Origin of the sequence: Azospirillum tabaci (genome assembly GCF_014596085.1) — a bacterium.
Lineage (GTDB): Bacteria > Pseudomonadota > Alphaproteobacteria > Azospirillales > Azospirillaceae > Azospirillum > Azospirillum tabaci.
In genome coordinates, this window is sequence record NZ_JACCJY010000041.1 from 39,969 (window position 1) to 51,307 (window position 11,339).

An 11,339-nucleotide genomic window follows, 5' to 3' on the forward strand; every position below is an offset into this window, starting at 1 on the left:
AATCTGGCGGCGTTGTCGCGGTGGCGGTTTTCAGGTGATGGGACCGCCGTTCAGGCCGGCAGGCACCGGCCTCGGCGAGCCTCCTCCGGATCAGTGGACAGCGTTGTTGAGCCCACGCTGGGAGCGGAGGGATGCACATGACAACGAAGCGGTGCTTCTTCACGGATGAGATCAGGCGGTGGGCCGTGGCCCTGTTGGAAAGCAGAGGCCGGCCCCTGGAGCAGGTTGCCGAGGACCGGTGCCTTCCGTCTTGCGGGGGCATCCGCCCACACCATCGCGCTCGGCCTGCTTGGCCGAGACGCCGTCATGGACCCGGTACGGTGCCTAGGACACCCAGTGCCTGCGCCCCATCGTTCGGTTCTCGAACCGCACGCCGTCCACGGCGCCCCCGCCTCCGGGGCGGATCGGTGTCGGAAGCCGGGTTTCGGCCGCTGCCGCTCCGCTTCCCCCGCTGTTTCTTCCGACCCCGTTCCTCCGACTTCTCGGTGGCTGCCAAAAGGGTGTTCGTCAGTTCCTGCGGCAGGATCGGCTCGAGCGACGGAGCGAACGACAACCGCACCGGTCCCAGAACCTGGCCGCAGTTCATGCCCATGCGCATCACCGCTTCAAAAGTGCGGATGTCGAAGAAGTGGCCGCATATGAAACGGCGCACCGCCTGACCGGTGGTGCCGTGTATCCGGTTGAGCATTCGCTGCACCGGGCGCGGCCAAGACGGTGGCGGCGCGTCGTTGCCGGTTGTCGGCGAAAGTTCGCGGCGGAATCTGAACGTCGCCGTTCCGCATGGCATGGCGCACGGAGGCAACCGGAATGCGGTCGATGATCCAGCGCAGCCCGGGGCGCCAACACACGGCGTCGCAGATACCGTGAGCGGTGGGCAGAGCAATCACATCGTAGGAGACGCGTCCGGTCTCGAACTCCGCGCGACAGAAGCAAGATCGGATCCCCGAGGAGCGCAATGCAACGCTGCGCGGCATGGAGAGCCTCCTGCGGTGAGCGTTCACCAGCAGGGCATTCATTTTTCATTTCGCTGAGAGCACACGGTTGTTGCGGACCATTTTATGGTTCCGCGGAGTGCGGTTTATGGGTGCTCTCGCAACAGTTTACGGTTCCATCCAGAGGTCCTCTGCAAGGAACCATATAGTACATCCACCACCTGTTGATTCCATTGAAAAATTCAGAGAATTTAGAACCATAAGATGCCTCATCGGAACCATAAAATGGCCTCCAGAGACGCCCCTGGAACCATAAATTGGTTTGGCGAAAAACCAAAATAAACAAATCTGATTAGTGAAATTCAGCGCGCGCTCACATACACGTTATGCGAGCCACCTGTCAATTTCTGAAGTGGACGGCACTGCCGTTCAAAAGGCAATTGCATCAAAACCTTCTACTCTTTAATAATTTTACCAGCTTCTCTTCCCCTCCCGCAGATCAAGAAGTTCGGGCGATACGGACTGAGAGCACGTCAGTGAGTAGGTCTTGAACAGCGCAGTGCAGGAGTTCAATGGTATGGCCATTCTGCGATTGGAGCGAAACGGCGCAATTACCGTCGCTGAGCACGGCGAACCAGACCGTGTCCTGGACCCCACTGATACCGACGGCGCGTGAAGGCTTCCATTGCTTGGAAATCAAGCGAATTGCGGCCACCAGTGGAACCATGTCGCGGCTCGAATGCGATCGGGATTATCGGCGAGACCGCAGCAGCGATCGGCGAGTGCTTGATCGAGGGCATCGAGATCCTCGAAGTAGGTGTTGGCGATCGTCTCGTTAGTCAGTGGCCAGAGATGCTCGGCGGGCTGCAGTTCGGGGGAATACGGGGGTAAGAACTCCAGCGTGAGGCCCTCCGGGATGTCCAGCGTGCCGGCGACATGCCAGCCCGCGCCATCGAGGACGATGAGCACGTTCTTGGTGGGCCCGGCTCCGACCTCGCGGGCAAAGGCGTCCAGGATGGCACCGAACATGGGCGCATCGAGGCCATCGGCGAGGAACCAGATCACCTGTCCGGTGCTCGGCCGCACGAAGCCCGCGAGATACATCCACTCGAAGCGCTGGTGGCCGCGCGCGACCGGCCGGTGGCCGCGCGGCGCCCACACCCGGCGGAGCACCGGCTTGAGCCCGACGCGATGCTCGTCCATTGCCCACACCTCCAAGGGTGTGTCCGGGTCTTCCTGCTGGAGCGCCTGCACACGGCGGCGAAATCGAGCTTTGAAGACCTCCTGGGCCAAGGGATCGGCTTCGGCGTGGCGGGGGCGCGGCACTTGGCGGGTGAAGCCGAGACGGCCCAGATAGTCGGTGCCGCGCCGGGGGGAGACGAGCCGTCCGAGCATGCCGGCGATCCACTGGGCGACCGAGCGGCCCGTCCACAATCCGCGGTCGGGCGGTGGATCGGCCAGGCTAGTCCTCAGGCTTTGTCGCTGGTTTTCGTCGAGCAGCGGTCTGGCGTCCCTTGCGGCGGCAGGCGGATGCCCCGCATCCGCTGAGAGCCGGGGTTGAACTGGCGCTGGTCACCCAGCCCCGCAACCCCGGCCTCGTTATAGCGTCCCACGATGACGCTGACCCAGCGCGGCGTGTACCCCGTCACCTCGGCCCCGAACTGGGCCGAGCGCCCGCTGGTCAGCAGCCAGATGATTTGTAGATGCGTCCGCTCCGTCGCATCTGTTGCCGCCTTGTACAGCCGATGCAACTCATCGGCTCCAAGGTGATGAACCAGGTGAACCTTGCTGCCCATACCAAATCAGGTGGATTGGCACAGCCTCATTGGAAGCCTTCAAACGCCGGCCGTATCAGACGACTGCAGCGATCTTGGAGTTTCTCGGGCAACCTTGAATCATCTTCGGGCCGTACATCATGCGGTCGCATTCACGAGATGGCCCGATACGGTCGAGATGAACGCACGAAGACGCTGAAGACGCCGTAGGTCCCGGTGATATCCCATCCAGATGTCTCGCGCCGGCGGCGGCGTCGGCAGGTCCAGTCTGCGAATACCCGGGATCTGATTGCCGACCACGCGGGGCAGGACGGCGATTCCGACGCCTTGCCTGCACATGCGCCCCTGGACGTTCCGGTTGTTCGATCGCAGGACCGGCCTCGCGTTGGGGAAACTCTCGATAAGCCACGCGATGTCAGGGAAATGGCCGGTGGAAGTGTCGTGGGTGATCAGCCGGAAACCGGTCCCATCGCCATATTTCGGCTCCTGCGCCTCTTCCGCGATGTAAACGCCGTACTCAAGGCGGAAGAGCCGTCGCTGAACAACGTCAGCGGTGTCGAACGGAACGATACGGAAAGCGACGTCAGCCTCCCGCTGGGCGAGATTGAACAGGCGCGTGCCGGTCAGGATCTCGACGTCGACATTGGGGTAGGCTTTGGAGAAATCCGCAAGGATGGGAGGCAAGACATAGGCCCCGAACCAGTCCGCGGATGAAATGCGCAGACTGCCTTTGAGGTTCTGCTCCTGCCCCGCAAGCCGGCGCTCCATCGCCAGCGCGCTTTCCTCCATCTGCTCCGCCAACGCGATGATCCCGTGGCCCTCTTCGGTCAGAACAAGACCGTCCGCGGTGCGCTGGAAGAGCGTGTGACCGATCGCCTGCTCAAGTGCGCGGAGGCGCCGGCCGACGGTCGGGTGGCTTGTCTGAAGAGACCGCGCGGCGGCGCCGAGCGTGCCGGATCGCGCAATCGCGAGAAAGACTCTGACGTCACTCCAATCCATGACAACCACCCACACAAATCTGAACGCCAAGAGTACAGTTATGTCACTTATTGAACAAATCTAAATACCTAGATTGCCTTCATCGTCTGGAGATGCGTCCTGCTGCGGATCCGCCAGACCCATGCGGGCCGCCGCTTGGGTGAAGGAATGGTGACCCTGGCTGTGGGGCCCAAGGAAAGCTCGTCCGGACGGAACAGAGAGGATTTTCCTGATGGGTCGCGGAACGCGGCGGCCCGCCTCGATACTCGCAAATGAGGACCTCGACGATGATCCAGCCATGCCTGTCGATTCTGAGAACCGCTGATCTCTCCAGGTCTGCGCCCCGGCGCGTCGCAGCGATCGGCGGTGCCCTCAATGCGCTCTGCGGGGCGTGCGCCGATGCTGGCCAACTTGCTCACGCCTTCGTTGGGGCTCTCCTCTGCATCGCCACCAGCCAAATCGTCGGCGCAGGTCTCGGCCTCACGATCGCCTGGCAGCCTGCGTCCGATCCCGCACACGGCCCTCATCCGAACAACAGGAGAAAGAACATGCAGATCGGGTTTGTCGGTCTCGGCAATATGGGCTCGGCAATGGCCCTGAATCTGGTGAAGGCAGGCAATGACGTGCGGGCCTGGAACCGCAGCAGGGTCGCGCAAGATAGCATTCCCAGGGTAACGCTGGTCAAGCGCGCGGCGGATGCATTCCAGGCTGACACGGTCTTCACGATGCTATCCGACGACCCTGCCATTCGGGAGGTGATCCTTGATGCCGGCCTGCTGGCAAGCGCGCGACCAGGGCTGACCCATGTCGTCACATCGACGATCTCGGTCGCCTTCGCGCGGGAACTGGAACTGCTGCACGAAGAGGCAGGCCTTGGCTATGTGTCCGCACCGGTCCTCGGGCGACCGAACGTAGCGGCGAGTGGCCAGCTTAACATCCTGGCGGCCGGGAAGGCCGATGCCGTCGCCGCGGTCGAACCGCTGCTCGCTTCACTCAGCAAAAAGGTCTGGAAGTTGGGGGAGAGCCCCGCTCGGGCGAATACGGCGAAGCTCGCCTGCAATATGATGATCGCCATGGCTATCGAGGCGATGGCTGAGGGTGTCGTGCTGACCGAGAGTGTCGGCATCGACCGTGCGGATTTCTTTGAACTCATCCTGGGCACCCTTTTCTCGGGGCGCGCCTATGAGAGCTACAGCGCGCAGATCACGGAACGATCATTCGAGCCGGGTTTTAAAGCCGAGCTCGCGCTTAAGGACATGCGTCTCGCGACTGAGGCCAGCAACGAGATCGGACGCACGCTCCCAATGCTCGATGCTGTCCGCGAGGGGCTCAGCAAAGCTGTCTCGGCGGGCTTTGGGAAGAAGGATTGGTCGATCATGGCCGACATGACGGTTCGCGACGGCGACAGCTTGGCGTCGTCTGAAAGCAACTCGGAGAAAAAATAATGAAGACTTGGCTCATCACCGGCTGCTCGAGTGGCTTCGGACAGCGCCTCGCGCTCGCCGCGGCACAACGCGGCGATCAGGTCATCGCGACAGCCCGCGATGTCAAAACGATCGATGAAATGGCCGAGCCTTTCGGCGGCCGTATGATCACCTTGCCGCTGGACGTGACGGATGCGGCGGCAGCCAAGGCGGCGGTCGCAAAGGCGGTCGAGACATTCGGCGGGTTTGACGTGCTCGTGAACAATGCCGGCTACGGACTGTTCGGCGCGATCGAGGAAGGCACGCCCGAAGAATATCGGCCGATGTTCGAGGTGAATGTCTTCGGTCTGATCGAAACCACCAGAGCCGCCCTGCCCGTCCTGCGACGTTCGGGCGGAACGATCGTCAACATGTCGTCAGGCGCCGGCATCGCGGGCAGCGGCGGCGGAGGTTATTACAACGCCGCCAAGTTCGCCGTGGAAGGGATTTCCGAAGCGCTCGCCAGCGAGTTGGAGCCGTTCGGCATCCGCGTGCTGATTGTCGAGCCTGGGCCGTTTCGCACCGATTTCCTTGGCCGTTCGATCAGGATGGCGGCCAACGAGATGCCGGAATACGCCGCGAGCTCGCGCAAGCACTATCGCGAAACCAACAACGGCAATCAGGCGGGCGATCCCGACAAGGCGATCACGGTGATCCTGCAGGCAGTCGACGCCGATGACGCCCCGCTTCATTTGCCACTCGGTCCCATCGCGCACGCGATCGCCGAACGAAAGCTGGCTGCGTTCCGCAACGATATCGACGCTTGGCGCGACATCTCGATCGCCACCGACTTTGATCAGCACTGAGCGCTGGCCGCGAGCTTTGTTCAAGCGTCAACATCGACCGGAAAGCGATCATGATCGCAACTTTGAAGGGGTTTACCCAGCAGCTGGTGCCGGTGAATGGCATCAAGATCAACGCTATCACGGGAGGCTCGGGCCCGCCGATCCTTCTGCTTCACGGCTGGCCGGAAACATGGTGGGAATGGCACAATGTGATGCCGCTGCTGGCCGAGCATCTCAGCGTGGTGGCCATCGATCTGCGCGGCGCGGGCTTTTCCGACTGCCCGCTCGACGGCTATGACAAGGCGACGATGGCGCGCGACGCGCACGAGGTCATGATTGCCCTTGGGCATGAACGCTATGCCGTGTGCGGGCATGACATCGGCGGAATGGTCGCCTTGCCGCAAGCCGCCATCCACCGGGAGGCTGTCACCCACCTGGCCGTCCTCGACGTACCGCTCCCCGGCTGGACCGGATGGGAGGCGACGACCGCGGGGCTCTGGCACTTCAGCTTCCATATGAACCGGGATCTACCCGAGCGCCTGATCCATGGCCGTGAATATGACTATGTTTCGACCTTCATGGCAGAGCGTTTCTACGATCACAACACCTTCAATCCGGCGGACATCGAGATCTACGCGAAGGCGATGGCTCTTCCTGGCCGCACGCGCGGCGGCATGGAATGGTATCGCACCCTCGCCGCCGATCATGCGGCGGCTCTCGAGTACAAGAAGCACCCCCTCGGGATACCGGTGCTCGGTCTGGGTGGGGACCAGCGGTTCGGTGCGCAGATGGTGCCGATGCTCAAAGAGTTTGCCAGGAACGTGACAGGTGGCTCGATCGCGCGGTGCAGCCACTATGTCGCGGATGAGCGGCCCAATGAAGTCGCGGCCGCCCTGATCGATTTCCTCAAGGCCAACTGAAACTCTGCGCCCGCGCCGTCGCGGGCCGAACGGATCGCGACGCTGCGTGCGAATTGCACCCGAAGCGGCCGCGATGGATCGACAAAATCAAGGAGACTGTCATGACCGCACCCCTCATTCGCGGCGTCAATCATATCGGCATTACGGTGCCCGACATTGAAGCGGCAAAATCGTTCCTGGTGGAAGCTTTTGACGGCCAGGTGATCTACCAATCCTTCGGACCGCAGGATCCGCCGCGGCAGGGACCCGAATTCGAGCGGGCCGTCGGCGCTTTCCCCGGAACGGTTGTGCGTGCGCAGGCGATGGTCAAGATCGGAACCGGACCCGATATCGAGCTCTTCGAAATGCACGGCCCCGAGCAAGCCCAGCCGATCCGGGCGAGCGACTTCGGCATCACGCACTTCGCTCTCTACACCGACGACATCGACGCATCAGTCGAGCGCTTCGAGAAGGCTGGAGGCACACCCCTTACCGCGCCGCGCGCTATTCCCTATGCAACCGAGAAAGGTCCTGGAAACAAGGTCTGCTACTGCCGCATGCCCTGGGGCACGACGATGGAATTCATCACCACGCCGGACCGCATGGCCTATCATGACCAGACTGATCTGCGCAGGTGGCAGGACGAGGACTGAGCAGGGCGCGATCGGACAGTACAGCGCCGTGCGGGATTAGGGAAACCGGCGCCGGCGACAGGATGCGCCCGCCGAACCAAGGGGCGCCTCGGATAAACCGGTGTCGGCGAAGCGGTCCGAACCTCCGACGCCCCGGCATGCGGTTCGGCTCCTGGCTGGCGATCCCGACAAATTGACCGACGAGGACCGCCGCTTTGTCCGGGCGTTGCGGGAGCGCTCTCCGTCGATCGCGACGGCCGCCGATCTCATTACCCGTTTCCGCGAGACGGTGAAGGGCACGTTGCCCAACCCATTCGATGGCTGGCTGCGCGAGGCAGAGGTCAGCGCGAAGTCACCGTTCACCGCCGAGCGGGAGGAATCCACACACGCATCGCTGACAATGGCGGACGGAGAACATGCAAGACAACGAACAGGATTTTCTCGCATGACCGAACAGACATCCGGCTGGCGTCTCGCCGCCCGCGCCGTCATCGTAACAATATCGGCAGGACATTGTCCCATTAACTTGGGTGAGGCCAGGAGGGAGCCCGCAGCTACCCAACTGCGCTTTACCGTATTGCGTTGGATACCCGTTGATACGCGGACATCGAGAGCTCGAGCCTCCTCACGGGGCGACTGGGTTTTCCGTTAGCCTCCTACTTCGCGGCCGCCCTACCCTGCCTTGCCAAGTGGAGGAGCTGGGCAGTCAGGCCAACCACCAGGATAACCGCCAAGCTGCCCTGGGCGCCAAGGAGCAGCGGCGACTTCAGGTCAGTCACCAAAGGGTGGCCGTCCGGAAAACGGCGCAGGATTTCGCTGACGGTCGGCACCATCAGAAGAAACGTGCTCACGCTCAGACAAACGATCTCGATGTATTCGGCCGAGCGCCCCGCCCCGAGAACTCCCTTGACCCCATAGCCCGCAAACAGGAGGAGGATCGTCACGGCGCCGATGACGTTGCTGACCGGCTGATGCGCCACGAGGAAGACCGTCGAAGCGCCGATCAGCATGGAAACGAGATAGACGGCGCCTGCCTTGGACCGGGGAACGATCCGGCCATGGCGGGCAAACATATAGAAGGCCATGGGAATGGCCGGCAGGCTGCCGAGCGTATGGGCCCAGCCAAGCGGAGAAATTCCGAACATGAGGGATTTCCTTCCTTATCCAGTGGGGCAGAGCGGCAAAGCAGGCAACTCGGCAACGCCGTCATAGGCCGCCATTTCTACCTATCAGTCGGTAGGTGAAACAGGCATGCGTGCATTCTCCGGGCGAAGTGCCGGCTTCAAGCGACGATTCGTTGCAGCAAAGGACGGGCTATCGCTCCGAAGGTCGTGGCGTCGCCATAGGCGCGAGCGGATAGCATCGCGCCATGCACGCCGGCCATGAACAGTTCGGCATCGCTCCTGGCGGTTCCGACCAGCCGGAGACGGCCTTGTGCGGCGCCTCGCTCAAAGACGGAGGTGAGCCAGTCTGCGAGCTTGCGGAAATGCGCCCGCACTTCGAGAGCGACCGCTTCGGGAAGTACCGGACTCTCGCCCGCCAGGAGCGCGCAGACGCAGAACGGGTCGGTCGTGTCGGCGAAGCACCCCTCCCAATAGCCGAGATAGGCGCGAAGCTGCTCGAGCGGATCGGCGACGTTCCGCTCCAGCTCGGCAAGCCCGGCCTCGACCTCCTGCCGGTATTGCGCAACCAGCACGCGGACCAGATCCGCCTTGCCGGGGAAATGGTGGTGGATGCTCGCGGTGCGGATGCCGACGACCTTGGAGATGTCGGCGTAGCTGAAGCTGTTGTAGCCGCCCCTGGCGATCAGGGTGCGCGCACAGCTTAGGATGTCGTCGGCTCTGGTCGATGTGTTCCTCATATCTTTATCTACCAACTAGTAGGGAGTTCGTCAACGCAAACGTGATGTCCGCATATCAAAGGGTATCGCCACGTAAACCGTGGGTGTGGCGAGCCGGAGGTGCACCAAGTATGGTAGCGGGATGAGACGCAAATCTGCTCCCCAGGTCGGGCTGTTGCATGGATAGTGCTGATGCCGTAGGCCATGGTCCCAGTGTTGGTGCACGGAGGCCAGCCGGACCGGTTGGCGGGGGCGAACGCGCCGTGTAGAAGGGCGGCCCCGTTGCCCTGACCACCACGCCCGCCATGCCCTTCAAGCACAACGCTGCCCATCGCCACCGCATCCCCAAGATGCGGTTCACGGTGACGAATTGGTCCTCGTATGAAGCGGGGCTGCGCTGCCGCGGCAGCCTGACCTTCTGGATCGATGAGGCCGCGCTTGCCGGCTGGCGGGCGGCTCCTCGGACCACCCCGGGTGGTCAGGCACGTTACGCGGACCTCGCCATAGAAACCGCCCTCCTGGTCCGCGTGGTGTTCCACCAACCGCTCCGCCGGACTGAGGGGCTGCTTTGGTCTCTACTGGAGCTGCTTGGGCTCGATCTTCCGGTGCCCGACCACACGACCCTGAGCCGCCCTTTCACGACAGGTTGCCGCCGGCCTCGGCGTCACGATCATCCCACCAACGGTCAATGGCCGCCTCTGCATGCCGCAGGGCGGCGGCCGAACTGGTGAACTCCATGTCGGCGTCGATCTCGTACATATCGACGTCGATCTCTCCGAAGCCCCACCCGCCGACCATGGGCGCGGTGGTGTAGCCGCTGGCGCCGTAGTTGATATGCCAGCCTCGGTATTCCGCGCTCATCTCCTCAGCCATCATCGCGCCTTTTCGCGACAGCACCATGACGGGCGAGCCCGCCCATTTCCGCTGCAGCTTGAATCAGCTTCTGCTGAAGCGGACAGCCGAAACTGATCCATGGTGTGTCCGCCAACCCTCGTTTCAGCGTCAGGCGGCGTTGAGGGTGGGGATGGTGGCCAACTCGTCCTCCAATTCGGTGGCGAGGCGGGCCAGATTATAGCGGGCCTGGAGGTTGACCCAAAGATCCGGCCCGTTGCCGCACAGCTTGCCCAGGCGCAGCGCCATGGCTGGGGTCACCGGCGCCTCTTCGCGTAGGATGGCGTGCAAGGTCTGTCGGGAGACCTTCAGCAGCTTGGCGACGTCGGACACCGGACGGTCGAGCGCCGGCAGCACGTCCTCGCGCAGCAGGGCGCCGGGGTGCATCGGGGCGAGGCCCCGCTTCAGAGTGGTGGCGGTCATCAGTGATAGTCCTCCAGGTCGACGTCGATGGCGCCCGGGGCGTCCCAGGCAAAGGTGATGCGGTAGTTGGCGGTGACCCGCACCGACCAGCGCTGTGGCGTCCCTTGCAGGCCGTGGAAGTGATAGCCGGGAAGGTTCATGTCCTCAGGCTTGGTCGCAACATTCAATGCCAGCAGGATGCGGCCGACACGGGCAACGGCGGCACCCTGGACCGGCAGCTTGTCGGCTTTGCCGGTTTCGAAACAACGCCGCAGCGCCTTAGTCCTACAGTTGAGGTTGCTTGGTCATAAGCTGGCGGCCCCAGTGAAACGCACGGGCGACGGCCTGATGGGTTCGCCGCCACACCGACCAACCGAGGATCAGAGCGAGCCCGGGTGGACACTGCCTTTGGAGGGCGGTGATGAGGTGGCGGATCTCCGGCATGCTGTAGGCAATCGGCTCGAATGGCGCGCGGCTGCCGCCCCCCTTGCCGTGTTGAGCCGCCGGCGCATGGCGGCGAGAAAAGTGAGCGCCAGCATCGAGAGGGTGATGTGCCGGTACCAGCCGTGCCAGCTGCGGACCTCGTAATCGGCCAATCCGCAATCCTGCTTGGCGATCTCGAAGCATTCCTCGATCGCCCACCGCCGGTCAGCCACCCGCGCCAGATCTGTCAAGGTGGTTTCCATCGGCCCGAAGGTGACGTAGTAAGCCTTGTCGGCGTGGTCCTTGCGGTTGCGGCGGA

15 protein-coding genes and 2 pseudogenes are annotated in these 11,339 nt (G+C 63.0%); 6 read left to right on the forward strand and 11 right to left on the reverse strand.

Annotation, left to right across the window (positions count from 1 at the left end; genetic code table 11):
• Positions 1 to 304: 304 nt before the first annotated feature.
• From H0B54_RS26670 to H0B54_RS26685, 5 genes are all read right to left on the reverse strand, one after another.
• Positions 305 to 688 (reverse strand): type I CRISPR-associated protein Cas7, encoded by a 384-nt coding sequence (locus tag H0B54_RS26670; protein WP_246472838.1) that lies wholly within the window; start codon positions 686 to 688, stop codon positions 305 to 307.
• Positions 606 to 1,016 (reverse strand): type I-E CRISPR-associated protein Cas5/CasD, encoded by a 411-nt coding sequence (locus H0B54_RS29555; RefSeq protein WP_343069036.1) that lies wholly within the window; start codon positions 1,014 to 1,016, stop codon positions 606 to 608. Before H0B54_RS29555 ends, H0B54_RS26670 begins: the two co-directional genes overlap by 83 nt.
• A gap of 612 nt (positions 1,017 to 1,628) precedes the next feature.
• Positions 1,629 to 2,432, reverse strand: a complete 804-nt coding sequence (locus H0B54_RS26675; protein WP_188262853.1) for an IS630 family transposase — start codon at positions 2,430 to 2,432, stop codon at positions 1,629 to 1,631.
• A complete protein-coding gene (locus H0B54_RS26680; protein WP_188262840.1) occupies positions 2,402 to 2,728 on the reverse strand; it encodes a COG3415 family protein in 327 nt (108 codons plus the stop codon). The genes H0B54_RS26675 and H0B54_RS26680 overlap by 31 nt, the downstream gene beginning before the upstream one ends.
• A gap of 117 nt (positions 2,729 to 2,845) precedes the next feature.
• Complete coding sequence (locus H0B54_RS26685) at positions 2,846 to 3,706, reverse strand: LysR family transcriptional regulator (RefSeq protein ID WP_188262841.1); 861 nt, start codon at positions 3,704 to 3,706, stop codon at positions 2,846 to 2,848.
• Between the two features lie 266 nt (positions 3,707 to 3,972).
• Between H0B54_RS26685 and H0B54_RS26690 the strand changes: the two genes are divergently transcribed.
• The 5 genes from H0B54_RS26690 to H0B54_RS26710 all read left to right on the forward strand — a co-directional run bounded on the left by H0B54_RS26690 (position 3,973) and on the right by H0B54_RS26710 (position 8,116).
• Positions 3,973 to 5,130 carry an NAD(P)-dependent oxidoreductase gene (locus H0B54_RS26690; RefSeq protein WP_246472840.1) on the forward strand — a complete coding sequence of 386 codons (1,158 nt, stop codon included), beginning with the start codon at positions 3,973 to 3,975 and terminating at the stop codon, positions 5,128 to 5,130.
• Positions 5,130 to 5,954: an oxidoreductase gene (locus tag H0B54_RS26695; protein WP_188262842.1), complete on the forward strand. Its 825-nt coding sequence runs from the start codon at positions 5,130 to 5,132 to the stop codon at positions 5,952 to 5,954. Before H0B54_RS26690 ends, H0B54_RS26695 begins: the two co-directional genes overlap by 1 nt.
• 50 nt (positions 5,955 to 6,004) lie before the next feature.
• Positions 6,005 to 6,853, forward strand: a complete 849-nt coding sequence (locus tag H0B54_RS26700) for an alpha/beta fold hydrolase (protein WP_188262843.1) — start codon at positions 6,005 to 6,007, stop codon at positions 6,851 to 6,853.
• A 101-nt stretch (positions 6,854 to 6,954) separates the two neighbouring features.
• Positions 6,955 to 7,485, forward strand: a complete 531-nt coding sequence (locus H0B54_RS26705) for a VOC family protein (protein WP_188262844.1) — start codon at positions 6,955 to 6,957, stop codon at positions 7,483 to 7,485.
• A 172-nt stretch (positions 7,486 to 7,657) separates the two neighbouring features.
• Positions 7,658 to 8,116: a hypothetical protein gene (locus tag H0B54_RS26710; RefSeq protein WP_188262845.1), complete on the forward strand. Its 459-nt coding sequence runs from the start codon at positions 7,658 to 7,660 to the stop codon at positions 8,114 to 8,116.
• Between the two features lie 4 nt (positions 8,117 to 8,120).
• Here H0B54_RS26710 and H0B54_RS26715 read toward each other — a convergent pair whose 3' ends face one another.
• Positions 8,121 to 8,609 (reverse strand): hypothetical protein, encoded by a 489-nt coding sequence (locus H0B54_RS26715; protein WP_188262846.1) that lies wholly within the window; start codon positions 8,607 to 8,609, stop codon positions 8,121 to 8,123.
• A 137-nt stretch (positions 8,610 to 8,746) separates the two neighbouring features.
• Positions 8,747 to 9,325 carry a TetR/AcrR family transcriptional regulator gene (locus tag H0B54_RS26720; protein ID WP_188262847.1) on the reverse strand — a complete coding sequence of 193 codons (579 nt, stop codon included), beginning with the start codon at positions 9,323 to 9,325 and terminating at the stop codon, positions 8,747 to 8,749.
• A 284-nt stretch (positions 9,326 to 9,609) separates the two neighbouring features.
• Between H0B54_RS26720 and H0B54_RS26725 the strand changes: the two are divergent.
• A pseudogene (locus H0B54_RS26725) lies at positions 9,610 to 9,936 on the forward strand (transposase); the annotation flags it as partial.
• Positions 9,937 to 9,940: 4 nt separating this feature from the next.
• Here H0B54_RS26725 and H0B54_RS26730 read toward each other — a convergent pair.
• The 4 genes and pseudogenes from H0B54_RS26730 to H0B54_RS30590 form a co-directional block, all read right to left on the reverse strand.
• Complete coding sequence (locus H0B54_RS26730) at positions 9,941 to 10,204, reverse strand: hypothetical protein (RefSeq protein ID WP_188262856.1); 264 nt, start codon at positions 10,202 to 10,204, stop codon at positions 9,941 to 9,943.
• 102 nt (positions 10,205 to 10,306) lie between these two features.
• Positions 10,307 to 10,618, reverse strand: coding sequence for a HigA family addiction module antitoxin (locus H0B54_RS26735; RefSeq protein WP_188262849.1), 312 nt, complete (start codon positions 10,616 to 10,618; stop codon positions 10,307 to 10,309).
• The gene (locus tag H0B54_RS26740; protein WP_188262855.1) at positions 10,618 to 10,872 is read right to left on the reverse strand and encodes a type II toxin-antitoxin system RelE/ParE family toxin; all 255 of its coding nucleotides are present in this window, start codon (positions 10,870 to 10,872) and stop codon (positions 10,618 to 10,620) included. Before H0B54_RS26740 ends, H0B54_RS26735 begins: the two co-directional genes overlap by 1 nt.
• Positions 10,873 to 10,977: 105 nt before the next feature.
• Positions 10,978 to 11,339, reverse strand: a pseudogene (locus H0B54_RS30590) (IS701 family transposase); the annotation flags it as partial.